The organism is Leucobacter aridicollis (genome assembly GCF_013409595.1).
Taxonomy (GTDB): domain Bacteria; phylum Actinomycetota; class Actinomycetes; order Actinomycetales; family Microbacteriaceae; genus Leucobacter; species Leucobacter aridicollis.
Window position 1 is genome coordinate 1,335,434 of record NZ_JACCBD010000001.1, and the last position, 22,110, is coordinate 1,357,543.

Annotated in this window: 29 protein-coding genes; 16 read left to right on the top strand and 13 right to left on the bottom strand. The window is 68.7% G+C overall.

The genetic code is table 11. From position 1 onward, the window contains the following. Positions 1-38: 38 nt before the first annotated feature. On the bottom strand, positions 39-887 hold the full coding sequence (locus BJ960_RS06140) for a helix-turn-helix domain-containing protein (protein ID WP_185986639.1): 849 nt from the start codon (positions 885-887) through the stop codon (positions 39-41). 66 nt (positions 888-953) lie between these two features. Here BJ960_RS06140 and BJ960_RS06145 point away from each other — a divergent pair, with 66 nt between their 5' ends. From BJ960_RS06145 to BJ960_RS06205, 13 genes are all read left to right on the top strand, one after another. Then, positions 954-1,886 carry a helix-turn-helix transcriptional regulator gene (locus tag BJ960_RS06145; RefSeq protein WP_185986640.1) on the top strand — a complete coding sequence of 311 codons (933 nt, stop codon included), beginning with the start codon at positions 954-956 and terminating at the stop codon, positions 1,884-1,886. Further along, positions 1,886-2,662 carry a helix-turn-helix domain-containing protein gene (locus BJ960_RS06150; protein WP_185986641.1) on the top strand — a complete coding sequence of 259 codons (777 nt, stop codon included), beginning with the start codon at positions 1,886-1,888 and terminating at the stop codon, positions 2,660-2,662. Before BJ960_RS06145 ends, BJ960_RS06150 begins: the two co-directional genes overlap by 1 nt. 232 nt (positions 2,663-2,894) lie before the next feature. Further along, a complete protein-coding gene (locus BJ960_RS06155; RefSeq protein ID WP_185986642.1) occupies positions 2,895-3,692 on the top strand; it encodes a siderophore-interacting protein in 798 nt (265 codons plus the stop codon). Then, positions 3,692-5,404 (top strand): ABC transporter transmembrane domain-containing protein, encoded by a 1,713-nt coding sequence (locus BJ960_RS06160; protein ID WP_185986643.1) that lies wholly within the window; start codon positions 3,692-3,694, stop codon positions 5,402-5,404. Before BJ960_RS06155 ends, BJ960_RS06160 begins: the two co-directional genes overlap by 1 nt. After that, positions 5,404-7,218 (top strand): ABC transporter ATP-binding protein, encoded by a 1,815-nt coding sequence (locus tag BJ960_RS06165; protein ID WP_185986644.1) that lies wholly within the window; start codon positions 5,404-5,406, stop codon positions 7,216-7,218. Before BJ960_RS06160 ends, BJ960_RS06165 begins: the two co-directional genes overlap by 1 nt. A gap of 163 nt (positions 7,219-7,381) precedes the next feature. Then, on the top strand, positions 7,382-7,822 hold the full coding sequence (locus tag BJ960_RS06170; RefSeq protein ID WP_121077136.1) for an Asp23/Gls24 family envelope stress response protein: 441 nt from the start codon (positions 7,382-7,384) through the stop codon (positions 7,820-7,822). Beyond that, positions 7,819-8,007 carry a DUF2273 domain-containing protein gene (locus tag BJ960_RS06175; protein ID WP_121077134.1) on the top strand — a complete coding sequence of 63 codons (189 nt, stop codon included), beginning with the start codon at positions 7,819-7,821 and terminating at the stop codon, positions 8,005-8,007. Before BJ960_RS06170 ends, BJ960_RS06175 begins: the two co-directional genes overlap by 4 nt. Then, a complete protein-coding gene (locus BJ960_RS06180; protein WP_185986645.1) occupies positions 8,004-8,342 on the top strand; it encodes a hypothetical protein in 339 nt (112 codons plus the stop codon). Before BJ960_RS06175 ends, BJ960_RS06180 begins: the two co-directional genes overlap by 4 nt. After that, positions 8,339-8,914 carry a hypothetical protein gene (locus BJ960_RS06185; protein WP_185986646.1) on the top strand — a complete coding sequence of 192 codons (576 nt, stop codon included), beginning with the start codon at positions 8,339-8,341 and terminating at the stop codon, positions 8,912-8,914. Before BJ960_RS06180 ends, BJ960_RS06185 begins: the two co-directional genes overlap by 4 nt. Continuing rightward, entirely contained in the window at positions 8,911-9,525 is a 615-nt protein-coding gene (locus BJ960_RS06190; protein ID WP_185986647.1) for a hypothetical protein, read from the top strand. The genes BJ960_RS06185 and BJ960_RS06190 overlap by 4 nt, the downstream gene beginning before the upstream one ends. Further along, on the top strand, positions 9,522-10,109 hold the full coding sequence (locus BJ960_RS06195) for an RNA polymerase sigma factor (protein WP_372430599.1): 588 nt from the start codon (positions 9,522-9,524) through the stop codon (positions 10,107-10,109). The genes BJ960_RS06190 and BJ960_RS06195 overlap by 4 nt, the downstream gene beginning before the upstream one ends. Then, positions 10,106-10,660 carry an Asp23/Gls24 family envelope stress response protein gene (locus tag BJ960_RS06200; protein WP_185986648.1) on the top strand — a complete coding sequence of 185 codons (555 nt, stop codon included), beginning with the start codon at positions 10,106-10,108 and terminating at the stop codon, positions 10,658-10,660. Before BJ960_RS06195 ends, BJ960_RS06200 begins: the two co-directional genes overlap by 4 nt. After that, positions 10,657-10,986 carry a hypothetical protein gene (locus BJ960_RS06205; protein WP_185986649.1) on the top strand — a complete coding sequence of 110 codons (330 nt, stop codon included), beginning with the start codon at positions 10,657-10,659 and terminating at the stop codon, positions 10,984-10,986. The genes BJ960_RS06200 and BJ960_RS06205 overlap by 4 nt, the downstream gene beginning before the upstream one ends. 38 nt (positions 10,987-11,024) lie before the next feature. Here the strand turns inward: BJ960_RS06205 and BJ960_RS06210 are convergent, their stop codons facing one another. The 3 genes from BJ960_RS06210 to BJ960_RS06220 all read right to left on the bottom strand — a co-directional run bounded on the left by BJ960_RS06210 (position 11,025) and on the right by BJ960_RS06220 (position 13,579). Then, positions 11,025-12,713, bottom strand: a complete 1,689-nt coding sequence (locus tag BJ960_RS06210) for an MBL fold metallo-hydrolase (protein WP_185986650.1) — start codon at positions 12,711-12,713, stop codon at positions 11,025-11,027. A gap of 246 nt (positions 12,714-12,959) precedes the next feature. Further along, positions 12,960-13,355, bottom strand: a complete 396-nt coding sequence (gene trxA / locus BJ960_RS06215) for a thioredoxin (protein WP_185986651.1) — start codon at positions 13,353-13,355, stop codon at positions 12,960-12,962. A 35-nt stretch (positions 13,356-13,390) separates the two neighbouring features. Further along, entirely contained in the window at positions 13,391-13,579 is a 189-nt protein-coding gene (locus tag BJ960_RS06220) for a hypothetical protein (protein ID WP_185986652.1), read from the bottom strand. Between the two features lie 130 nt (positions 13,580-13,709). Here BJ960_RS06220 and BJ960_RS06225 point away from each other — a divergent pair, with 130 nt between their 5' ends. Continuing rightward, entirely contained in the window at positions 13,710-14,030 is a 321-nt protein-coding gene (locus tag BJ960_RS06225) for a metal-sensitive transcriptional regulator (RefSeq protein ID WP_185986653.1), read from the top strand. A 424-nt stretch (positions 14,031-14,454) separates the two neighbouring features. Here the strand turns inward: BJ960_RS06225 and BJ960_RS06230 are convergent, their stop codons facing one another. Beyond that, the gene (locus BJ960_RS06230) at positions 14,455-14,844 is read right to left on the bottom strand and encodes a hypothetical protein (protein WP_185986654.1); all 390 of its coding nucleotides are present in this window, start codon (positions 14,842-14,844) and stop codon (positions 14,455-14,457) included. A 142-nt stretch (positions 14,845-14,986) separates the two neighbouring features. Beyond that, positions 14,987-15,193: a hypothetical protein gene (locus BJ960_RS06235; RefSeq protein ID WP_185986655.1), complete on the bottom strand. Its 207-nt coding sequence runs from the start codon at positions 15,191-15,193 to the stop codon at positions 14,987-14,989. Between the two features lie 803 nt (positions 15,194-15,996). Between BJ960_RS06235 and BJ960_RS06240 the strand changes: the two genes are divergently transcribed. Beyond that, positions 15,997-16,458: an SRPBCC domain-containing protein gene (locus BJ960_RS06240; RefSeq protein WP_185986656.1), complete on the top strand. Its 462-nt coding sequence runs from the start codon at positions 15,997-15,999 to the stop codon at positions 16,456-16,458. Between the two features lie 80 nt (positions 16,459-16,538). Here BJ960_RS06240 and BJ960_RS06245 read toward each other — a convergent pair whose 3' ends face one another. The 6 genes from BJ960_RS06245 to BJ960_RS06270 all read right to left on the bottom strand — a co-directional run bounded on the left by BJ960_RS06245 (position 16,539) and on the right by BJ960_RS06270 (position 19,742). Next, complete coding sequence (locus BJ960_RS06245; RefSeq protein ID WP_185986657.1) at positions 16,539-16,793, bottom strand: Txe/YoeB family addiction module toxin; 255 nt, start codon at positions 16,791-16,793, stop codon at positions 16,539-16,541. Continuing rightward, complete coding sequence (locus BJ960_RS06250) at positions 16,794-17,045, bottom strand: type II toxin-antitoxin system Phd/YefM family antitoxin (protein WP_121077113.1); 252 nt, start codon at positions 17,043-17,045, stop codon at positions 16,794-16,796. A gap of 120 nt (positions 17,046-17,165) precedes the next feature. Next, entirely contained in the window at positions 17,166-17,978 is an 813-nt protein-coding gene (locus tag BJ960_RS06255) for an ABC transporter permease subunit (RefSeq protein ID WP_185986658.1), read from the bottom strand. Then, positions 17,975-18,952 (bottom strand): ABC transporter ATP-binding protein, encoded by a 978-nt coding sequence (locus tag BJ960_RS06260; protein ID WP_185986659.1) that lies wholly within the window; start codon positions 18,950-18,952, stop codon positions 17,975-17,977. Before BJ960_RS06260 ends, BJ960_RS06255 begins: the two co-directional genes overlap by 4 nt. A 122-nt stretch (positions 18,953-19,074) precedes the next feature. Continuing rightward, positions 19,075-19,416 carry a HepT-like ribonuclease domain-containing protein gene (locus BJ960_RS06265; RefSeq protein WP_185986660.1) on the bottom strand — a complete coding sequence of 114 codons (342 nt, stop codon included), beginning with the start codon at positions 19,414-19,416 and terminating at the stop codon, positions 19,075-19,077. Beyond that, the gene (locus tag BJ960_RS06270) at positions 19,413-19,742 is read right to left on the bottom strand and encodes a nucleotidyltransferase family protein (RefSeq protein WP_185986661.1); all 330 of its coding nucleotides are present in this window, start codon (positions 19,740-19,742) and stop codon (positions 19,413-19,415) included. The genes BJ960_RS06265 and BJ960_RS06270 overlap by 4 nt, the downstream gene beginning before the upstream one ends. A 112-nt stretch (positions 19,743-19,854) precedes the next feature. Between BJ960_RS06270 and BJ960_RS06275 the strand changes: the two genes are divergently transcribed. Next, positions 19,855-20,853 (top strand): D-alanine--D-alanine ligase family protein, encoded by a 999-nt coding sequence (locus BJ960_RS06275; RefSeq protein WP_185986662.1) that lies wholly within the window; start codon positions 19,855-19,857, stop codon positions 20,851-20,853. A gap of 669 nt (positions 20,854-21,522) precedes the next feature. Here the strand turns inward: BJ960_RS06275 and BJ960_RS06280 are convergent. Beyond that, positions 21,523-22,101, bottom strand: a complete 579-nt coding sequence (locus BJ960_RS06280; protein WP_185986663.1) for a MarR family winged helix-turn-helix transcriptional regulator — start codon at positions 22,099-22,101, stop codon at positions 21,523-21,525. Between the last annotated feature and the right edge of the window lie 9 nt (positions 22,102-22,110).

A 22,110-nucleotide genomic window follows, 5' to 3' on the forward strand; every position in this document is an offset into this window, starting at 1 on the left:
CCTCGTCGTGTGGTGTCCAGCGCGTGGACACTCCGAGCCTAGGAAGTGGCGATGTCGCGGATCGGGCAGAACGTGCCTGAATCCGCGCAGCCCGCGGTGCGCGCCTTGAGGTAGGCGCCCGGCGTCTGCCCGACCTCCTGGCGAAACGCGGTGACGAACGCGCTCGGCGAGTGGTAGCCGACCCGGCGGCCCGCTGCGGTGACCGATGCGCCGGCGGCGAGCAGGGAGACGGCGGCGTTGACGCGCACCCGCCGCCGCCAGCGCACGAAGCTCATGTCGGCGCTCTCCGAGAACGTTCGGGCGATCGTGCTGACGCTCGTTCCGGTGATCACCGACCACTGCTCGAGCGACCGGTCGTCGGCGGGGTCCGCGAGGATCGCGCGGGCGATACGACTGATGCGCGGGTCGCTCGGCACGGGCAGGCCGGCGTCGTGGGCGTGGGAGCCGCGGATCATGTCGAGGCACACCTGCTGGGCGCGCAGCCGCTCGTCGGTGCCCATCGGGGTGTCGTTGAGGTGTTGCAGCATCTCCATGAGCGCCCGGCTGAGCCGCATCGTCGTCGGCTGGGTCGCCGCGCTGTCGCGCAGGTAGGTCGTCCCGATCCGCGCGGCGCGCATCACCTGCGAACCGTGCGTGGCGTGCGCGGGGACGAGGAGCCCCCAGCCCGGCCTGATGACGTGGATCGTGTCGCCAACGCTGACGTTGACCACCCCTGACGCGACCCAGATCAGCTCCGCGACGGCGTGGCTGTGGTCGCGCCAGCGTGCCGCCCGCGGCTGGTCGCGCACGATCGTGGCGAGGAGGAAGGGGCCGGGGATGAGCTCGTCAGGATCGCGCACCCCATGCACCTCGGGTGCGGCGAGCGTCGGCGTGCGTAGGGCTGGCATGAGCTTAGGGTAACCTAAGTATCATGCGATGAACTGCGATCTGCTCGGTTTCGCTAACGTTAAGCCATGCCCAACGAGTTCACCCCGCGCCAGATCTCCGACCGTGACGTCGCGGCGTTTACGAGCCAGGATCTGCACCGGGAGGGCACGCGCAGTCGCGACGCGATGCCGATGGGCGCCGTCGTGCACGCGTTCGGGCCGCTGTTCGTGATCGAGGCCTCGGGCGGGCCGACCGAGATCGAGCGCCGCCCGCTGCTGCCTGGCATGCCGACCATAGACTTCGTGTTCGTCACGCGCGGCACCTTCATCTACCGCGAGGACGACGCGTGGATTGAATCGAGCGATCCGCTGCTCGTCGCCCCGAGCGGTCTGCCGATGCGCGTGCAGTTCCTCACGGACTGGCGCTTTCTCGTCGCTCGGATCCAGTGCGACGCCCTGCTTCCGTTCCTGCCGCGACTTCCCGAGGGGACGACCGTGTACCCGGAACTCACGCTGCCGGAGCGAGCGATGCGGGGGTACCTCGCCGAGCTCGCGCACGCGCCGGCAAGCGTGGGGCCTGGGGATGCCGCAACGGTGTCCAGGGTCGCGATCGAGATGGCCGGCGCGCTGCTGCGCGGCCGGTTCCCCCTGCTGTCTGCGGAGCCCGGGAAGGGCGCGGCAGACGTGTGGAGCGACGCGATGGGCGTGATCGCACGCGAGTGCAGCGCGGCCGGGTTCGGGCCGCGGGAGCTCGCCGCGGCCGTCGGGTGCTCGGTTCGGCGACTCCAGCTCGCCTTCGCCAGGCACGAGACGAGCGTCGGCGCGGAGCTGCGGCGTGAGCGCGCCCGGATCGCGCGGTCGATGCTGCAGAATCCGGAGCATGACGGGCGCTCGGGCGCCGAGGTTGCGGCGCGCTCGGGTTTCGGGTCGGCGTCGACGATGTATCGCGTGCTGCTCGACACGTACGGCGTCACCCAGCAAGAGCTGCGCCGCCGGGCGGCCGCGCCGCGGGGCGCGTGATGGCGGCACGCTCGCACCTGTCGACGGCGCCGCAGCGCATTCGCGGGTTTTTGCTCACCAGCGTGCGTCACGAGAGCCGCAGCATTCGCGCGTGGGAGACCGAGGTGCACGAGCACGACGAACTCATCTGGTCGACTGCGGGGGTTGCTACGGTCCGCGCCGGCGACTCCGTATGGACGGTGCCGGCGCAGCGCGCGGTGTGGGTGCCGAGCGGGGTGCCCCACACGATCGAGACCTCGGCCGACTCGCTGTTCTATGCGACCTTCCTCGAGGCCGGGCTTGCGGCGCAGCTGCCGCGGGAGGCGATGGTGGTCGAACTCATTCCGGCGGTGCGCGAGCTGCTCTTGCTCAACGCCGAGTCCGAGATGCCGACCGACACGCGGCTCCGGCTCCAGCGCCTCGTGATCGAGCTGCTCACGCCGAGCCCCGGCGCGCAGGTCGACCTGCGGATGCCCGTGACCCCGAGCCTGCTCGCCGTCGCGGAGCGCATCCTCGCGGATCCGGGCGCGTTCGACACTACGGTCGACTGGGCCGAGCGCGTCGGGCTGCCGCCGCGCGAGCTGACGCGCGCGTTCGTCGCCGAGACCGGGCTCTCGCTCACGCAGTGGCGGATCCGCGCGCGCGTGCGCGCCTCGCTCGTGCTGCTCGCGTCCGGGCAGACTGTCGCCGCGACGGCCGCGTCGCTCGGCTACGCGAACCCGAGCACCTTCATCGGGCACTTCCGCGAGATTGTCGGGACGACCCCGGCGGCGTACTTCGCGGGTGCCAGCGCGTAGCTGGCGGCCGCCGCGCGGCGCCGACTCAGAGGGCGCGTTTCGCCGCGCGGCGTGCGCGTGTCAAAAAGCGACATAGATTGACCTAATAGCGATATTTGTCTTCGCTATGGTGGATCAGGTAAGGCAACCCTTACCAAGATCTCACCATTGTCAAAGGATCGTTCGTGCAGGTTTTATTCGCCGGTTCCACCCCGCCCCGTTGGGCGCCAACCTCAGCGCGGAAGGACTGATCATGGCCATTCCCTGCGCACCCGCCCGCGTCGTTACCACGCAGCGGCTGACCCCGAACATGCTGCGCATCACGTTCGAAGCTGTCGGCGACTGGCTGTGGCCGACGCACGGCCGCGGCGACGAGCGCGTCGACATCGCGCTCCCGGCTCCCGGCGAGACCGTCGCGAACATCGACGTGTTCAACCTGCCAGAGTACGGGCGCGGCTGGGAAGGGGAGGAGCCACCGTGGCGGCACTACACCGTTCGCCAGGTGCACGAGGGCGGCAGGCTTCTGGACATCGACTTCGTCGTGCACGACGGCGGGCTCGCCTCGGCTTGGGCCGAGCGGGCGGAGCCCGGGCACATCATCGGCATCTTCGGGGCGGGCGAGCGCGAGGAACCCTCCTCGTACTACGCTGCACCCGACGACGCGGAGTTCCAGCTGCTCGTCGCCGACGCGACCGGCGTGCCGGGGCTCGGCCGGATCCTCGAGCAGCTCCCCGCCGGGGCCCGCGCGCTCGCGATCGTCGAGGTGCCCACCGAGGCTGACATCCAGGAGTACGAGACCGCCGGCGACGTCGAGATCCGCTGGCTCATCGGCTCCGGCAACGGGCACGGCCCGAGCGCGCTCGCGACCGAGGTCGCCGGGCTCAGCGCGCCCAAACACCCCTGGTACGCGTGGGTCGCGTGCGAGGCGGCGACGAGCCGCGCCATCCGCAGCGACCTCCGCGCCCGGCTCGGCCTCGCGCGCAACCGGCACCACGCGATCGGGTACTGGACCCAGGACCGCACCGGCAACATGTCTGCCGACGTCGACTGATGGCCCGGCGGCGCGCCGTGGCGCGGGAGGCGTCACCGCACCCGGTTCCCAACCTGCTGCGCGTCGCGCTCGCCGGCGACAAACGCGACAGAAAGCTCGCCCTCGCGACGCTCGGCCTCATGCTGCACCAGGCGGGCGAGGCGGCCGTCCCGATCCTCATCGGCGTCGTCATCGACCGGGCGATTGCGCCGGGCAACCTCTCGGCGCTGCTGCTCTGGCTCGGCGTGCTCGGCGCCGTGTTCCTCGTGCTGTCGCTGAGCTACCAGCGCTCGGTCCTCGCGATGGTGAGCGTCTTTGGCTACGGGGAGCACGACCTTAGGCTGCTCGCCGCCAGGCGGGCGCTCCACCCGCGCGGCCTGCGCACGGCGCGCCATCCCGGCGAGCTGCTGTCGATCGCCACGAGCGACACGGGGCGCGTCGCGGGCATCGCCTGGAGCATCGCGCAGCAGGCGGCGACGCTCATGGCTGTCGCCGCCGCGACGATCGCGCTGCTCGTGATCTCGGTCCCGCTCGGGATCGGCGTGGCCGTCGGCGCGGTCGCCGTGCTGTTCGTGATGCAGTGGCTCGCCCGACCGCTCGAACGGGCCGGCGCGACCGAGCAGCAGGCCGTCGCGTCGGCGAGTGAGGTCGCAACCGACGCGCTCGCCGGGCTCCGCGTGCTGCACGGCCTCGGCGCGCAGGCGGAGATGGTGCGCAAGTACCGGGGCGCGAGCGTCGCCTCGCGCGACGCCGGCATCGCTGCCGCGCGCCTCCTCGTCACCTACCAGGCCGTCAGCACGACAGTGTCGGTGCTGTACCTTGCGGGGCTCGCGCTCGCCGCCGGCTGGCTCGCCGTCCGCGGCGAGATCACCCCGGGGCAGCTCGTGACCGTCGTCGGTCTCGCGCAGTTTCTCCAGGGATCGCTCGCCCACGTCGGCACCTTCGGCGCAAATTGGGCCCACAAGCGCGCCTCCGCCCGCCGCCTGCGTGCGCTGCTCGAGGAGGACTACGCCCTGGGGGCCGGGACCGTTGGCGCCGTCGAGGCGCTCGACACCGCGGCCGCCGCCGGCGCGCTGCTCGAATGGGACGCGCCCAGCGGCGAGACCCTGCGCGTGAACGTCGACGACGGCCTCGTCGGCGTCCGGGTGCGCACCGCCGCCGAGGCGCGCACCGCCGCCGCGACGCTCGGCTTCCGGCGCGACCCCGCGCCGGGCGAGCTCAGGCTCGGCGGCCTGTGCGCCTGCGACCTCGGACCCGAGTGCGTGGCGCGGCGGATCGTCGCGCCACCGCACGACGCTGCCCTGTTCACCGGGTCGCTGCGCGCGAACGTCGCACGGGACGGCTGTCTCCTGCAGCGCCCGATCAACGCCGCGGCCCTCGCGGACGTCGTCGACCACTTGGGCGATGCTGACGAGGAGATCGGCGCCGGCGGCAGGCGGCTCTCGGGCGGCCAGCGGCAGCGGGTGCTGCTCGCGCGGGCGCTGCACACGCCGGGGGACGTCGTCGTGCTCGACGAGCCGACGAGTGCGCTCGATCCCCTCACGGAGCAGCGCGTGGCCGAGTCGCTCGCACGCCTCGGCAGGCCGGTCGTCGTCGTGACGGCGAGCCGGACGCTGCTCGCCGCGTGCTCGCGCGTCGTGGACGGCCGCTGCCGCGAGCCCGAGCGCACGTGTTGCACCGCAGCGGGCACTGGCAGCGCGGGCGCCGCCTGCTGCGCGCTCGGGGCGCGCTGATGGGCGCGAAGAACCTCGGTCGCGCGGACGAGCCGGCGGGCGGGGGATCGGCCGTGGGGGCCGGCGTCTCCGGCCTGCTGCCGACGTCGTCCGCGGCCGCGGCCGCGAAGCTCGGCCTGCGACTCCTCTGGCGCCAGCGCTGGCTGCTGCTCGCGACAGTCACGCTGCTGCTCCTCGGGACGGCGGCGATGCTGCTCGTGCCGCCGCTCCTGGGCGCGGTCGTCGACGCGGTCATCGCGGGGGAACCGTTCACGCGCGTGCTGTGGCTTGGCGTCGCGATCGCGGGCGCCGGCGTCACCGCCGCCGCGCTCGAGGGGATCGGCGGCGTGCTGCTCGTGCGCTGCCTCCAGCACGCGCTCGCGGCGCTCCGCGAGGACGTGTTCGACGCGGCCCTGAACCTGCCGTTACGCCGCGTGGAGGCCGCCGGAGACGCCGACGTCATCTCGCGCGTGACGAACGACGTCGAGGCCGTGACGGAGGCGATCGCCGGGGTGATCCCGCTCTGCGCGCGTGCCGTCTTCACGATCGTGCTCACGCTCGTCGGCATGGCAGCGCTCGACCCCTGGCTCGCGCTCGCCGCGCTCGTCGCGGTGCCGATCCAGATCGCCAGTACGCGTGCGTTCATGCGGCGATCTCGGCCGCTGTACGCGAGGCTCCGCCGCGAGGAGGCGGAGCGCGGGCGCGCGTTCGTGGAGGCCGTCGCCGGCGCGGAGACCGTGCGCGCGTACGGGACCGCCGAGGAACACCTCACGGCAATCGCGCGCGCGAGCGACACCGCCGTGCGCACCCACCGCGAGACCGGCAAGGCGCGAAACATCTTCATCGGCGGCCTCAACGGCGCAGAGTTCGTCGGCCTCGCGGCGGTGCTTGCCGTCGGGTTCGTGCGGGCGACCGCGGCCGGGCTCTCCGTTGGCGCCGTCACCGCGGGGGCGCTCTACTTCCACAGGCTCTTCAACCCGATCGGCGACCTGCTCGGGAGCATGGACGACCTGCAGCGCGCCCTCGCCGGGCTGCAGCGCCTCACCGGGGTGGTGATCGCCGGCGCGGAAGCGCGAGCGGACACCTTTGCGGGTGCAGGCAGCTCGGAGATCGCCGACGGTGCGGTCGAGGTGCTCGGCGTGAGCTTCCGCTACGGAGCGCAGACCCGCCGCGCCGCGCTCCAGGGGGTCGACCTGTCCATCCCAGCCGGCGCCACCGTCGCGCTCATCGGCACCTCCGGCTCGGGCAAGAGCACGCTCGCCCGGCTCATCGCAGGCTTCGACGAACCGGCCGCGGGCGGCGTGCGCATCGGGGGCGTTCCCGCGCACGTGGCGCGGTCGGGCGGGCGCCCAGCCGCGCTGCTCGTTGCGCAGGAGACGCACCTGTTCGCGGGCACCGTCGGCGACAACGTCAGGATCGCGGCTCCCGGCGCGAGCGACCGCGAACTCGCCGCCGCCCTCGCCGAGGTCGGGTTCGATCTCGCGGCGGTGCCCGGAGGCCTCGACGGCACGCTCCCGCCGGCGGTGAGCCACCGGGAGGCGCAGCAGCTCGCCCTCGCCAGGGTGCTGCTCGCGGATCCGCCGGTCGTCGTGCTCGACGAGGCGGGCTCCCAGGCGGGCTCGGACGCCGCGCTCGCCACGGCGATGCGGCGCGTGAGCGCCGGTCGCACCGCCGTCGTCATCGCCCACCACCTCGACCAGGTGCGCGGCGCCGACCGCGTGGTCGTGCTGGAGCAGGGGTGCGTCATCGAGCAGGGGGAACCCGGCGAACTCCTCGAGCGGCCGGACGGCGCGTTCGCCCGGCTGTGGCGCATGGCGCAGTGGGCTGAGGAGTAGCCGCGACCGGCCCGGCGCGCACCGCAAATTCAACGAATGCAAAGATCTGATCACGAAGTGGTGAAGGATTTTTGTGACATTTGGTGCGCGACTAGCGTCGTATAGGTGAGGTTATCAATTCATGGCGCGCCATCTCGGCGGGCCGGGAGGAGAAGAAATCACCATGGCTAACGCAACACCCACGCAGGCACCCAGCAAGTCACCGAGCGCCCAGGCGGTCGAGGGCAAGACGACCATCGACGATGGCGTCGTCGCGAAGATCGCCGGAATCGCCGCACGCGAGATCCAGGGCGTGTACGCGCTCGGCGGCGGCGCGGCACGCGTGGTCGGGGCGATCCGGAACGTCCTGAACACCACCGATCTCGCGCAGGGCATCAACGTCGAGGTTGGCGAAACCCAGGTCGCCGTCGACGTCACGATCGTCGCCGAGTACCCGGTGTCGCTGCAGCGGGTCGCGCAGGAGGTGCGCGAGTCCATCGCGAAGGCGATGCACGAACTCGTCGGGATGGAGGTCGCCGAGGTCAACGTGACCGTGAACGACGTCCACATCGCCTCAGACGACGACGATGGCGACAGCGACGCAGAAGAAGCGCGAGTACAGTGAGCCCGGCAGCGGTGGGGGCCGCCGCCGGCGCCGTGCTCGCCCTCACCTGGATCATCCTGGGGTTCTGGGCCTGCGTGTTCGTGGCCGCCGCGATGGCGGTCGGCACGCTCGTCGGCCGGGTCATTGACGGCAGGATCGACGTGCGCGCCCTCGCGCGGGCGCTCCGCGGGAGGGGATCGTCGTGACACGCGACCGGCCCGTGCCCGGCCGCACCGTGATCACCGCACGCGCACTCGAGCGGCTCGCCGTCGGGGCCGCCCGCGGCGCCGAGGCCTGGCGTGATGCCGCAGCGAGCCCCCGGGCGGTCGGCGTGAAGCTCGCCGACGACGCCGGAGACCTGCGCGCGAGCGTGCAGATCGACCTCACGCTCGGCCGCGCGCCCGAACCACTTCTCCCGCTCGGTGACGCCGTGCGCGCGGCCATGATCGCGCAGCTGTCGGCGCTCGGCGGCAGAAGCGTGTCACGCGTGGACGTGAGATTTTCGGCGGGAGGCCGGGCGACCGAACGGAGGGTGGCGTGACTGCGAACACATCGTTTCTGCCGCACTACCGCCGGCTGCTCCGGCGAGAAACCCACGCCGCCCGGACCGGGTGGGCGACAGTGGCGGCAGTGCTCGTCGGCGTGACCGCCCTCGTCGCGTTTGTCGTGAGTATCTGGGTGCTGCTCGAACCGGGCCTCGACCGCCGCCTCGCCGCAGCGGTCGGCAGCTGGGTGGGTGGCGACGCCACGCCGCGCGTCGCCCTCGCAGCCGGAGCCGGCGTCGCGCTTGTCGCGCTCGTCTTCGTGGTCCTCGCGTGCGTGCCCGGCCGCCGGCCGCGGCAGCGGCGGGTGGCACCCAGGACGGCGATCCTGATCGACGACCAGGTGCTCGCCAACGCGACCGCGGACGCCGTCGCCCGTGACAGCGGCGTGCCGCGAGACCGGATTACCGTCGACGCGCAGCGCGGCCGCGTCCGCGTCAGGGTGACCCCGACGAGCGGGGTGCCGCTCGCCGAGACCACCGTCCGCGAGGCCGCGGCGGCCGTGTGGGAGGCCGCCGGCATCCCCGCCAGTGTGCGCGTCACGATCGCCGCTCGAGGGGTGGTGGCATGAACGACGTCTCACGCATCCTCAACCGCGTCGTGCTGCTGCTCGTCGGGTGCCTGATCGCGGCAGCGGGCGCCGCCCTCGCGCTGTGGGCGCAGTGGCCGAACGCGCTGCCGCCCTGGCTGACCGAAGCGGGCGCGCGCGCCGTCGAACGCGCGCATCAGCTGACGATCTGGGGCGCACGCGCCCTCGGGCTCGACGAGCGGCTGAGCGTGGCAGCCTCCGTGCTCATCGCCTCGCTCGTCGTGCTGCTCGCGGTCGTCTGGTTCGTCGCGACGCGACGGACACAGCGCCCCTCCGTCGCGCTCACCGCGGGCGGGCCCGCCGGCCGCACCGAGATCGATCCGGGGCTCGCGACGCTCGCGCTCGCCGGCCCGCTCCGGGATCGGCGCGACGTCACCTCGGCGCGGGTCAGCCTGCACCGGGTGCGGCGCGTCACCACGATCCGGCTCGCCGTCACCGTCCGCCGCGGCGCCCGCCTCGACGAGGTGATTTCGGCCGCCGAGGCCGCAGTCGCGGACTGGGACGTGCTCGCAGGGGTGCGCATGCCGGTGCTCCTGCACCTCGAGGGACCCGGGCTGACAGGCAGGCTGCGTGCCGAAATGAGGGCCACGTGATCCGCGAGGCCGCCGGGTGGCCTGCCGGCGGCCCCAGCGGATCCCTCGACGCGGCGGACGACCGGATCGTCGCTGGCCGGGCCGTGGACGGCGACACCGCTGCCTTCGCCGTGCTGGTGCGCCGGTTCACGCCGCTCATGCGCGCCTACGCCCGCAGGATGCTGAACGGCAGCGCGGACGTCGACGACGTCGTGCAGGAGTCCTTCATCACCGCATGGGAACGGCTGCCGGAGCTCACCGATCTCGAACGGGTGAAGAGCTGGCTCATGCGTATCACCAGCCGCAAGGCGATCGACAGGCTCCGGCGTGACCGGGCACACGTCGACCTCGCCGACGTTGATCCGGAGGGGCCAGCATCCGCGACCCCGCCGCAGCAGGCGCAGGCTCGCTCGCTAGTCGAAGCGCTCGGCGACGCGCTCGAAACGCTGCCGGCTGCGCAGCGCGAGACCTGGCTGCTCAGGGAGGTCGGCGAACTGAGCTACGACGATATCGCGGGTGAGCTCGGGCTGCCGCTCGCGACCGTGCGCGGACTGCTCGCGCGCGCACGAAAAGCCCTCATAGTGCGAATGGAGCAGTGGCGATGACGGCAGAGACACCGACGGAACGCGCGGACGCGGGCGAGGAGACCGCCGAGCAGCGACTGGAGCGTGACGCGCTCGACCGCCTCAGCGAGCTCGTCCCCGCGCTGCTCGAACGAGACGCACAGGCGGAGGGCGCCGTCGACGAGTCGTGGGTGCGCGGAGTGCTCGCCGGCATTCGGCTCGATGCGCGGGCCGGCAGGCGGATCCCGATCGAGGCAGGCGAGCGCGCAGACCTCGGCATCACCGAGGGTGCCGTGCGCGGCATCATCCGCGCCTGCGAGGACCGCGTGCCGGGGGCGCTCATCGGCCGGTGTCAGCTCGACGGCGACGTGACCGAGCCTGGCGCCCCCATCCGCGTGGAGGTGGACGTGAGCGCGCTGTACGGGGCGCCGATCGTGCCCCTCGCCGAGCGGCTCCGCGCCGAGATCGGCCAGGCGCTCGCAGCGCATACGCCGCTTGCCGTCGCCGCGATTGATATCTCGGTCAGGGACGTGCAGCTGCCCGGCCCTGCCAGCCTTGCCCACCCCGAAGCGACAGGAGGCTCCGCGTCATGACCTCGCGCACCGACGTCTCGGCTCTCGCCGAGCAGCTTGAGGACGCGCTCGCCGCGGTCCCGGGCATCACCGACCTCTACCGCCCAGGGCGCGGCGGGGCGGTAGCCGCCGCCGCACGCGGCGCCACCGGAGACCGCCGTGGAACGCGCCTCCGAGTGACCGAAGAGACCGGCGGGCGGCTCCACATAGACGTCGGGATTGGCGTCGCGGGCCACACCCCGGCGCCCGAGGTGGCTCGGGCCGCGCAGCGCGCGCTCACAGCCCACCTCGACAAACTGGAGATTGCGCCGGTGACCGTGCGGGTCACCGTGCTGCGCGTCGGGTGAGCGGGCTCACAGTCTCAGGCGTCGCCGCCGGGCCGTGACTACCGGACGACGTCGAGGCCCGTCGCCTCGGCCGCCTCGTCGAGCGAGCCCAGGTTCGTCGCGTTCGCGAACCCAGCGGCGCGCATGCGGGCCGCGGCCTGGCCGGACCGGTTGCCGGAGCGGCAATAGAGCAGGTACGTGGCGGCCGGGTCGAGGCCGGGGATCGCCTGCTCGATCTCGCCACCGTTGAAATCGAGGAGGCGGGCGCCCCGGAGATGTCCGGCCGCGAACTCGGCCGCGGTGCGGGTGTCGATGAGGATCGGATCGGCGGCGCCTGTCACAGGCTCGTTGCCGGGGATGGCGCTCCACGCCAGGTAGCTGCCCTCGAGCTCGGCAACGTCGTAGCCCTCGCGCCTGAGGGCGCTCGCCGCAACGCTGTTGCGCACCCCGCTCTGGCAGTACGTGACGATGGTGCCCGCGCCCTTCGGGGGCAGCTCGGCGAGGTTCCAGAGCAGTCGGCCGCCCGACAGCTGCGCCGCGCCCGGGAGGTGGCCGTCGGCGTACTCAGTCTTGTTGCGGACGTCGAGCAGGATCGCGTGATCGTGGTCCGCGAGCTCGGCTGGGGAGACCGTCGCGGGTCGCACCAGGTCGAGGCCCGACAGCGACGAGATGAACCCGGTCACCGTGTCGATCCCGACGCGGACGAGGTGATCTCGCAGCTCGGTCGCCTCGTCGAGGTCCGCGGCGAGCAGCACGAGCGGGCGGGTGTCGACCTCGGGGTTGACCACCCAGGCGCCGTAGCTCGCGGCCTTCGCGACTCCCGGCACGTTGAGTGAGCGCTCGACGGTGCCGGCATGGACCGCGTGGTTGTCGCGGGTGTCGACGAAGATGACGCTGTCGCTCGCGAGCGCCGCCGTGAGGTCGGCCGCCGAGTACTCGGTGAGCTCGGGGGCCGCGCCGAGCACGGCCGGGCCGAGCTTGTTCTGCGACTTCATCCGGCCGAAGTAGGCGTGCGCGTCGGGCTGGCCGCTCAGCAGCTCATCGACGAACCCCTGCTTGTCGTTGGTGCGAAGATACCGGCTCCACCACGAGAAGTTCCGCTCGTACCCGACCGTCGTCGACGGGACCGACCCGAGGGCCTTGCCGCAGGCCGAGCCGGCGCCGTGTGCGGGGAGCACCTGCACGTAGTCGGGGAGTGTCAGGAAGCGATCTCGGAGGCTCTCGAAGAGATCCTCGGCGCCCGCGAACCTCGTGTCGACGCCACCCGCCGCCTCGTCGAGCAGATCGGGCCTGCCGAGGTCGCCGACGAACACGAAGTCTCCGGTGAGCATGAACCCCGGCTCGGTCGACTGTGCGCCGTCGGTCACCAGAAACGAGAGGTGCTCGGGCGTGTGACCCGGCGTGTGCACCGCCTCGACCGTGATGTTGCCGAGCGTGATCCCGTGGCCGTGCCGCATCCGCACGGCGTCGTCGAAGCCCGCGCCGTAGGTCCAGTCCGGGCCACCCTCGTCCGAAACGTACATCGTCGCGCCGGTGCGGGCCGCGAGTTCGCGGGTGCCCGAGAGGTAGTCGGCGTGGATGTGCGTCTCGGTGACGCCGGTGATCGTCATGCCGTGCCGTGCGGCAAGCTCGAGGTACACGTCGAGGTCGCGGCGGGGGTCGACGACGACCGCCTCGCCCTTCGCCTGGCAGCCGATGAAGTAGCTTGCCTGGGCGAGGTCTTCGTCATAGATGCGTTCGAGCAGCATGGGTCACTCTTTCTTCTGCGTGGGGCCGTTTTGGGGAGCGGGAGCGGTGCTAGTTGCAGCTGCAGCGGTCGGCGACCGCCACGCCCTCAAGCGCCTGCTCGATGTGTTCGCCGCAGCCGGCCCAGGTCGGCTTGTTGCAGTTGCTGCAGGTGACTCGTGCGCACATAGTGAATTCCTTCGTGGTGTTGATGTGTTGGTGTGTGGGAGTTGCTGGTGCCGCGGCGCCGCTGGTCTCGCGTGCGGCCGCTAGGCGGACGCCGGCGCTGATCCTGACCCGGCGGTGGCCCCGGCCGCGGCGAGCTGCCTGCGTACGTCGTCCATGTCGAGGTCGCGCGCGCCCTGGATGAGGTGCTCAAGCTGCTGAGCGGGGAGGGCGCCTGCCTGCGAGAACACGAGGATGCCGTCGCGGAACACCATGAGCGTCGGGATCGACGTGATCTGGAACTCGGCGGAGAGCGCCTGCTCGGCCTCCGTGTCGACCTTTCCGAAGGTGATGTCCGGGTGCGTCTCGGACGCCTGCTCGAACACCGGCGCGAACGAGCGGCACGGACCGCACCAGGCGGCCCAGAAGTCGACGAAGACGATGCCGCCCGCTTCGACAGTGGGAACGAAGGTGTCGACGGTGAGGTTTGTCGTGGCCATGGCTCAGACCTTTCTTGCTGGATGGGGAGGAACGGTTAGCGACCGAAGAGCCGCGCGAAGAAGCCCGGCCCACGGGCGGCCTGCGCCGCGTCGATCTGGGCTTGGGTGTGCTTGCCGTTGCACCAGTCCGACGGCGGAACGCTCATCTTGACCATCTCGACGTGCTGACCGCAGCCTGCCCAGGTTGTCTTGCTGCAGGTGCGGCATTTCGTCGGTCGGCACATGTGAGGTCTCCTTCGTGGGCTGAGCCCGGTTCGCGGTGGCTTATACCCCCGGGGGTATCTTGGTTGTGCGCATAACTATACCCTATGGGGTATCCTGGTGGTCAAGTTCGATCCTGAGAGAGGGCCTGCAATGTCAGAGGTAGAGAGCACCGAGACGCACGAGCGCGAGGATGCCGGCGCCGGCGCCGGGAGCGCGAGCCCGGAGGCGAAACGCAAGATCGTGAACCGGCTGCGCCGCGCGCACGGTCAGCTCGCCGCGGTGATTGAGGCCGTTGAGGGGGAGGCGCATTGCCGCGACGTCGTCCAACAGCTCTCGGCGGTCACCAAGGCGCTCGACCGTGCGGGCTTCCTGGTCATCTCGACCGCGCTCCAGGAGTGCCTCGCCGACCCCGACAATGAGGACTCGGCGAAGCCCGAAGAGCTCGAGAAGCTGTTCCTGTCGCTCGCGTAGGGGCGACGCAGTCTTGAGGGCATTGGGGGACTGCTGCTCTGTGGCACGCGCCCGCGGCAATAGCACTGCATGAGCGCGTCGTCCGCTTGGGCGCGATCGGTGCGCGCTGAGCGCCGGACTGGTGAAGAGTACGCCCTGCTCAACTGCCCGGCTGGCCCCGTCGCTGAGTGACGTGGTCGGCCTCAACGTTGGCGTCTTCGGCGCTGAGGTGGCGCAGCAGGTGGGGTATTCCGGCGAGGAGCTTCTGGGTAGCTTGCTAGGCGCCCGAAGTCGTCCGGCTCGCAAGTACCCGGCGGTCAACAGCGCAATAGCCTCACGGTCTAGCCGCTTCACTGTGGAGGTCGGGAGTGGGGTTGTCGTCTGTGGGTGCGTTCTGAATCGGGTGGGGTGTGCAGGATGCGCATGACCCAAGTCCGACACTGTTCTAACGGGTTTCAGCATCCTGTGTGTTCGACTGAAGTTCTTGAGCTGTCGTGAACCAGTGGCGGGTGGAGCGCTGACCCAGCGCAACGAGGACGAGGAGTCCAAGGCCCGATTGAACAAGGCGAATGACGATTGACCAGATGGGTCCGCCTGTGGTCGCGAGCATCGCATACCCGATGCAGGCAATGGCGCCCACAAAACCTAGAACCCACCCGTTTGCCGGCCTCTTGACTGCTATCAGTCTTCCGAATTGGGTGATGCTCGCGATGAGTGCAACTGAGAACAGTGCGCGAATCCACAGCGAGATCTGAATGCCAGGAATCTCGCCGATTGGAGCACTGTCTCGATTGAATCCCTTCAAAGCCAACATCCAGTCGATGTACTCGTGCATAAACACGATTGAGCTGACTGAGTTGATGATTGACAGGGTGACGATTCCAATGGCCGACAGAATCACTAGTCGAGGCCCCAGCGGCGTCCCCTTGGAGATGAGAGTGATTGTGTCCCGGGCGATGCTGGGGGCCCTCTCGGACCTATTTAGAGCCATCATCGTCCTGTTTCTTGAACGCCCATGCCTCCCAGCAGAAGTAGAGCCCAAAGATCAACAGGCCCAGGGGAACGAAAAGCATCGCGGTCGGATAATTTCGTGGTCCGCCGCCGACGAACACGAGAATCACGGCTCCGAGCCCCATGGACAGCATCAGCCAAGCCTTAAAGTAGGCAAACTGGACGCGATTCACAATGGTCACCTCCTTCTTCCGAATGAGCTCGTGTCCAGAACCATTTCCGGCGACGGTTCAATAGTGAAGAGGGCATAGTGGGGCAGGCCAAGGGGCTGCCGTGAGGGCGCAGGCGGGTGATGCCAGTGTTCATGCTTGCTGCGACTGACGATGCTCGACCTGGCGGTGTTCACGCAGCAGAAGCTGATGAGGGGCCTGCGGTTAGTGTCCATGGTGGATTCCGTACCCTCCTCGCTGAGGTTTGCCGCCCTGCCGAAGTGCTGCCGCTCCGTCGAGGGGAAGGGTGAAGCTCGGTGAGTGATCGTGTTGCTACTTAACCTCCCGCCATACAGTGGAGTTGCCTGCGTTGGGGCTATTTGGAGGAGCACCAGCGGCGGGCAGTGGCTCTGCGATCGAGCAGTGACCCTCGGTGCGGGTGGCGGCTGCGGCGGCAGGGTAGTACCACGATATTTATTCAACTTTTGCTTGTCGAATATATCACTAATGTTCACTTCTGGCGTGGGGTAGCGTGGCTTTTCTCGCAATTGCAGGTGGAGCAGATTTAGCGTCGCACTACTGGCAGCGCGGTCCCAGTGGGGACTGAGAAGGCGAGCGTGCGAACGGGATCAGAGTCGTGGGCGACGAGAATAACGACCGTGGGGTCGTGAGCACGAGACGGCAACCTGGTGGCGGCCAGCCGGGGATGGGAGGCGACGAGCCCGAAGAGCTTGAGAAGCTGTTCCTGTCGCTCGCGTAGGGGGCGATGCGGTCTTGAGGGCATTGGGGGTCTGCTTTTTGAAACAAATTGCGCCTAGGGTGATGGCATGAGCAGAACAGACCGCGCGAGCCTCCTCATCCACGACGACGCCGCGACCGTCTTCGCGGCGCTCACCGATCGGGACGCGCTGGCAGCCTGGCTCCCGCCCAAGGGTATGCACGGACGATTTGAACGGTTCGATATGCGCGAGGGCGGCTCGTTTCGCCTCGTGCTCACCTATGAGGATGCAGGAGGCGCACCCGGGAAAACATCGGCGGACGCGGACGTGTCCGAGGTGCATATCGCGCAACTCGTTCCCGGGGAGCGCGTGGTTCACGAGGTGGACTTCGAGTCAGACGATCCCGCGTTTCAGGGCACCATGCGAATGGAGTGGACGGTTCGAAGCACCGCAGAAGGGGCGGACGTGGAGATCGTCGCGCGCAATGTCCCGTCCGGGGTTCGTGCGCGCGACCACGCCGCAGGACTCACGTCGTCGTTGGCGAACCTCGCTGCGCTCCTCGAACCGTAACGCACGCTCACTGCGGCGCCGGGGCCGGCGCTGCGTTTGGCGCGGCGAGGCCGTCTCGCTTGGCGCATCGCGCGCTCACCCTAGTAGTGGTACCTCGCCTGCAAGATGACCACCTGATCGTGGGCCACGAGATAGACGAGACGATGCTCGGAAGTGATGCGCCGTGACCACGCCCCCTGCGCGCCGTATTTCAGCTGTTCGGGCTTGCCGATCCCGTCACATGGCGTCCGGAGACAGGTGTCGATCAGTGTATTGACGCGCTTGAGTATGCGCCGGTCGGTCGTCTGCCAGTAGACGTAGTCCTCCCAGGCAGACGCGTCCCACGCCAGCTGCACTTACTCGCCCCGGTCGAGCTCGTGATTCTCAGTGTGGCCTGCTGTCACACGCTCAAAAGAGTCGAGCAGCCTGCGGGCGTTTGTGGGGGAGCGGAACAGGTAGGCGGTTTCCTGCCACGCCGCGTACTCATCGGCGGGCATGAGGACGGCGTTGCCCCTGCGGGAAACGATCTCCACGGCCTCGCGGTCAGCGTTGACCTGTTCGATCAGTGGGAAGAGGGACCGGCGTGCTTCGCTTGCTGAGATGGACACTCGCGCTCCAATCCGTAAGTCTTGTACCGATATATTGTCCCACTCAGTCGATCGCGTGGCGCGGCTGGATGCGATGGTGCACCGCGTCCGCGCGACTGTCGTAGAGTCAATCTGAGCGCGCTACGTCAGTTTGGTGATGAGGCGCTCGCGCTGGAAGGTCTGCGCAACAGCGAGGAACACCGCGACGTCGATCGCGGCGATGGCAACGACCGCGATGAGGGCGACGGGGGCGTCGAACAGCATGAGGCCCGTCGCCTGCCCGACGACAAGCGCGAGCACGGGCAGCAGCACGAGTACCGAGATCCCTTGCGCCCCCTGCACCGTCGTTGAGCGACCCGACACCGCGACGATGAGCGTGATCGCGAGAAACGCGATGACTGGCACGAGTAGGAAGACGACGATGAGCCACGTGAGGTTGGGGAAGAACGCCCGGCCGACGACCGGGTTGCCGAGCACGTTCGCGATGATCGTGTAGATGGCGAACGATCCCCAGGTGATGACGACGGCCGGCACGAGCGAGGCGAGCACCTTGCCGAGCACCAGCTCCCGGTTCGTGACCGGGGTGTAGAGCAGGCCCTCGAGCGTGCGGCGCTCCTTCTCTCCGACAAAGCTCGAACTCGCGACCACGGAGGCGACCATCACCGGGATCAGGAGGAACATCGGCGCCATGAAGTACGTGAGGGCGGCGTAGACGACGATCCCTCCGGTGTCGAGATCGGGTGGGAGCACGCCGGCCGGAATGTTCTCGAGGAACGCGTCGAGGCCGTTGATCGACGCCGTCAGGATCGGGCTCCTGCCGAGCAGCGCAATCGCGGCGGGAAACACCGCCGCGAAGAGGATCGGGACGACAAGGAGCGGCGCGAGCGCCTGCTTGTTGCGGAGCACCTCGCTGAGATCCTTGCGTGCGATCGTGAGAATTCTGCGGCCGTTCATCGCGCGTCCTCCCGCTGCTTCGTGATGACGTCGAAGTAGAGGTCTCCGAGCGTTGGGGTGTCTGGCACGACGGCGCGGATGGCCGCGCCGCCAGCCGCGAGAGCGGCGACCGCGGCCTCGACGGCGGCGTCGTCCGCGAGGGCGAGGGCGAGGGATCCAGCTGGGGAGACAGCGGCTTCGCCGCCCGGCACTGCGCGGGCGACGAGTGCGGCCGCGGCGCTCCCCGTGGGTCCGGAATCGCCGAGGCTGACGGTGACGCGCCGCCCGGGCCAACGGTCGCTGATCAGATCGGTGATCTGTCCTCGCGCGACCATCTCGCCGTGCATGAGAAAGCCCGCGTCCTCGCAGAGCTCCTCGAGTCCGTGCAGCTGGTGGGTGCAGATGACGAGGGTCGTCTTGCCCGAGGCGATCATCTGCTTGAGGTAGTCGATGAGCTCAAGCGAGGCTTCGGGGTCGAGGCCCGCCGTCGGCTCGTCGAGAAACAAGAGCTCGGGCTCGTGGATGATCGCGCGGCCGACCGCGACCTTCTGCCGCATGCCCTTGCTCAGGGTGCCGGCGAGCGAGCCGGCCCGGTCCGCGAGGCCCAACACCTCGAGCAGCTCGGCGATGCGGCCGGGCAGCTTCGCCTTCGGCACCCCGTAGAGTTCGCCCCAGATCTTCAGGTTCTTATGCACCGTGAGCGTCTCGTAGAGGTTGGTGTCGGTCTGCACGCCGATGCGCTGCCGCAGGCTGTCGCCGGACTCCTGCGTGAGAGGTTCGCCAAAGAGCTCGACGCTGCCCGCTGTCGGGGCGAGCACCCCGTTGAGCAGCCGCACGATCGTCGTCTTGCCCGAGCCGTTTGGCCCAAGCAGCCCGAATGCGCGCCCGCGGCGCACGTCGAACGTGACGTCGGAGACGGCCTGGAAATCGTCGAAGCGCTTCGAGAGGCCGGTCGCGCGGAGCGCGGCCTCGGCTTTGACGTCGTTGCGGTGCATGCGGTGGTCCTTCCCCAGGCGGGCGTATGCCCATCATGCGCCACTGTATTACGGCAGTAATACAAATTGCAATGGGGTGGTGAAGTGACCAGCGCTGCGGGCGCTCCTTGGGTTGCCCAGGCCTATTCCAGCTCGTCTCTGGCGAGCTCAAACGCGGCGATGACGGGAGGCAGGTACCGTTCTACGACCTCGCGAACGGTGTCGGTGTCGACGCCAAAGTATTGGTGGACGAGAATGTTCCGGAGACCACGTATTTGCGGCCACGCAATGTGGGAATGGGCTTCAGTCAGGCCTGTCGGGAGATGGTTCGCAGCTTCACCGATGATTTGAAGATTCCGTTCAATGGCGTCTTCCGCCATTGCGACAATAACTGGGTCAGCACTGTCCAGCGACTCAACGTATTGCGCGCACCTGGCTGCTGCTTCTCGAATGTCTGAGATGCGCTGGGCGGTGCTCCGGCTCATAGCACTACAGCTTCCTTAAGCGCGGCTTTTGAGATTGGTTCTTTCAGCAATTGCGCGGGGAAAACATCAATGTCGTCGCGCTCGTAGAGCCGACGCGTTTCCTCCAGGAGACCGGATGCTCGCATCAGAAGGTTGCCGTCTTTGGCGTCCATGTCGACGAGGATATCGACGTCGCTCCCGGGCGAGGCGTTTCCACGGGCCACAGAGCCGAACAGTCGCGGGTTCGTTGCGCCATATTTGACGAGCAGCGCTCGGAAGGCGTCCCGGCGCGTATCCAGGAGCTCGCGGAGCGCGAGCGTCTCAGGAGTGCTGGCCGACGTTGACATGATCCCAGGGTACCTTGACAGGGCGTTTTCGCCCCCGTGAACAGCACACGCGGGCACTGCTAGTGCGTTGATGCACCCTCACTACATGCCGAGGGGGCGTACACTGGCGCCCATGAAGGTCGCTGTTCTGTTTGGAGGAACCGGCGAGGAGCGTGACGTTTCTATCGCGAGCGCTGCCGCCGTCATTCCAGCGCTGAGACGATCCGGGCACCAAGTGCTCCCTGTCGACACCGTATTTGGGGCAATCGCGCCGGGCGACGAACCGCGAATCTTGATCAGGGAGGTGGGTGAGAATCCACCGGCAGATGTCGGCCTAGGTCTGGTGAGCAGAGGAACGATACCGGTGCGCATCCCCTCCGAAGTTCGGGACTGCGATGTCGTGTTCCTCGCTTTGCATGGCGGATCAGGCGAGGACGGGCGGATCCAGGCGCTGCTTGATCTTGCCGAGGTGCCGTACACCGGATCAGGGCCACTCGCCAGTGGGCTTGCCATGGACAAAATTGTGAGCAAGACGTTGCTGAGATCCGCAGGCCTCCCTACGCCGGACTGGCTGACGGATGAAGCCGACGCGATGGCGGTGGAGGAATCTCTGGGATTTCCCGTCGTCGTCAAGCCCAGCGCTCAGGGGTCGACTGTCGGGCTCACTCTGGTTCGGGAAGCAGTCGATCTCGGCAACGCAATCTCTGAGGCAGCACGCTACGGTCACGTCATGATCGAGCAGCTCATAGCCGGACGTGAGCTCACCGTCGGCGTTTTCGACGGCATGGCGCTCGCTGTGGGAGAGGTCATGGTGGACAGCGAGGAGGTATTTTCCTATGAGGCCAAGTATCAGCCGAATGCCGTGTCCGAGATCTTTCCCGCCGAATTGCCAACGGAGCTAGCGCAGTCGATTCGTACCGCGGCTGTACAAGCCCATGACGTGCACAGGCTGAGCGGCTACAGCAGGACCGACTTCAGGCTCGACGATCATGGCAAGGCCTGGATCATCGAGACGAATAGCTTGCCGGGCCTTACCTCCACCAGCCTGTTTCCACAGTCCGCGGCCGCGGCTGGCCTGAGCTTCGATGAGGTGTGCGACCGGATCTGTCGGCTCGCGGTTACACGGCGATGAGCGCATGTTAGCGTGCTGTCCGTCCAGACAGCCGTTCGTGACGGGCAAGCTGCGTGCGTGGTGTGAGAGATCTTCAGGAACTGCCGAGCCTCGATGCTGCCGGAGCTGCGGGCGCAACAGATCGCTGACCGTCGACAACTTTGCGTAGTTCGGGCTGGAGTAAACGTATCGGTTGTGCGAGGGGTGGTCCCGAGGTGTCCGGCCTTAATCTGATCATCGAGTTCGTCCCCAGGGCTGCCCGAGACCTCAGTCCGTTAGCAGGCGCACCGAGCGCTGCGACTGGGATCCCGGTCGATGGCGTCGACGCCCAGGTTTTGAGCGAGCGCGCCCACGAGACTGAAATCTGCTTAGCAATCCTTCTTGGTACGGTGGCCGTGTGACGCTGGCTCCGCCGAACGGTTCTTCGCTCTCGTCGCCAAGCTGTCCAGGCGAAGAAGCTATGTGGGTTGTAATCGAGGTGGTTCCGTCGGCGCGGTGGTCGTCAGATGTAGGGGGCGTTTGCTGGATACCGCGTCCCCTTTTGGGTCGAGGGCTTGGAGCGGGCCGTCGATGTCGCGCAGTTGTATTGCGGTAGAAGTGATCTATATTTTGTGCGGAGCTGGCAGGGGGAGTCCACGGATCTTCGCGTAGAGTCCCAACGCTGGCGCAGTGCTGCGACGGCGGACTTGGCTACCGCGCGGGCTCAGTTGGGGCGCGGGTAATGCCCTGGCCGGTTTCTTCGGCAGCGACGCGCATGAGCTTTTCCAGTATCTCCATGAGGTGGCTTTGATCGTCCGGCGTGAGAGCTTGCAGCAGCTTTGACTCGCGTTGGTTGCGCTCGAGAAAGACCCGCTGATACGTTTCCAGGCCCGCCTCGGTCGCTGTGTGCACGACTGCTCGTCCATCGTGCGGGGAAGTTTCCCTGCTAATCATCCCGTCGGCGAGCAGCGTGCGCACAGCAGACGAGACTGCGGCTCTACTCATGCCGGTAAGCCCTGCAATGTCCGATTGGGTGAGCGGCCCGCAGAGGGCGAGCGTGAGCATGATGCGTTGCCCTGCGGTGGAGAGTTCTCCCGTGCGCGAGCCGTGCTCTGCGCGTGCGAATTCGCCAATCGTTCCCGTGGCTCGACGCATTCTCATCACGAGGCGTGATGCTTCGGCGTCGACGCCCGGGAAGTGTTCAGGGAGCTGTCCATAAGCGAAGTGGGTGAACCACCAATCCGGGAGAACCGCATCTTCGCGCTCTGCTCCCGCGTCGTCAATCCACATCGCGTCACC

Coding starts and splice junctions, on each gene's coding strand:
- BJ960_RS06140 (WP_185986639.1), bottom strand. CDS start 887: ATGCCAGCCCTACGCACGCCGACGCTCGCCGCACCCGAGGTGCATGGG.
- BJ960_RS06270 (WP_185986661.1), bottom strand. CDS start 19,742: ATGTCAACGTCGGCCAGCACTCCTGAGACGCTCGCGCTCCGCGAGCTC.
- BJ960_RS06260 (WP_185986659.1), bottom strand. CDS start 18,952: ATGCACCGCAACGACGTCAAAGCCGAGGCCGCGCTCCGCGCGACCGGC.
- BJ960_RS06165 (WP_185986644.1), top strand. CDS start 5,404: ATGGGCGCGAAGAACCTCGGTCGCGCGGACGAGCCGGCGGGCGGGGGA.
- BJ960_RS06210 (WP_185986650.1), bottom strand. CDS start 12,713: ATGCTGCTCGAACGCATCTATGACGAAGACCTCGCCCAGGCAAGCTAC.
- BJ960_RS06265 (WP_185986660.1), bottom strand. CDS start 19,416: ATGAGCCGGAGCACCGCCCAGCGCATCTCAGACATTCGAGAAGCAGCA.
- BJ960_RS06220 (WP_185986652.1), bottom strand. CDS start 13,579: ATGTGCCGACCGACGAAATGCCGCACCTGCAGCAAGACAACCTGGGCA.
- BJ960_RS06190 (WP_185986647.1), top strand. CDS start 8,911: ATGAACGACGTCTCACGCATCCTCAACCGCGTCGTGCTGCTGCTCGTC.
- BJ960_RS06160 (WP_185986643.1), top strand. CDS start 3,692: ATGGCCCGGCGGCGCGCCGTGGCGCGGGAGGCGTCACCGCACCCGGTT.
- BJ960_RS06275 (WP_185986662.1), top strand. CDS start 19,855: ATGAAGGTCGCTGTTCTGTTTGGAGGAACCGGCGAGGAGCGTGACGTT.
- BJ960_RS06240 (WP_185986656.1), top strand. CDS start 15,997: ATGAGCAGAACAGACCGCGCGAGCCTCCTCATCCACGACGACGCCGCG.
- trxA (WP_185986651.1), bottom strand. CDS start 13,355: ATGGCCACGACAAACCTCACCGTCGACACCTTCGTTCCCACTGTCGAA.
- BJ960_RS06255 (WP_185986658.1), bottom strand. CDS start 17,978: ATGAACGGCCGCAGAATTCTCACGATCGCACGCAAGGATCTCAGCGAG.
- BJ960_RS06150 (WP_185986641.1), top strand. CDS start 1,886: ATGGCGGCACGCTCGCACCTGTCGACGGCGCCGCAGCGCATTCGCGGG.
- BJ960_RS06170 (WP_121077136.1), top strand. CDS start 7,382: ATGGCTAACGCAACACCCACGCAGGCACCCAGCAAGTCACCGAGCGCC.
- BJ960_RS06200 (WP_185986648.1), top strand. CDS start 10,106: ATGACGGCAGAGACACCGACGGAACGCGCGGACGCGGGCGAGGAGACC.
- BJ960_RS06225 (WP_185986653.1), top strand. CDS start 13,710: ATGTCAGAGGTAGAGAGCACCGAGACGCACGAGCGCGAGGATGCCGGC.
- BJ960_RS06145 (WP_185986640.1), top strand. CDS start 954: ATGCCCAACGAGTTCACCCCGCGCCAGATCTCCGACCGTGACGTCGCG.
- BJ960_RS06230 (WP_185986654.1), bottom strand. CDS start 14,844: ATGCACGAGTACATCGACTGGATGTTGGCTTTGAAGGGATTCAATCGA.
- BJ960_RS06205 (WP_185986649.1), top strand. CDS start 10,657: ATGACCTCGCGCACCGACGTCTCGGCTCTCGCCGAGCAGCTTGAGGAC.
- BJ960_RS06155 (WP_185986642.1), top strand. CDS start 2,895: ATGGCCATTCCCTGCGCACCCGCCCGCGTCGTTACCACGCAGCGGCTG.
- BJ960_RS06280 (WP_185986663.1), bottom strand. CDS start 22,101: ATGTGGATTGACGACGCGGGAGCAGAGCGCGAAGATGCGGTTCTCCCG.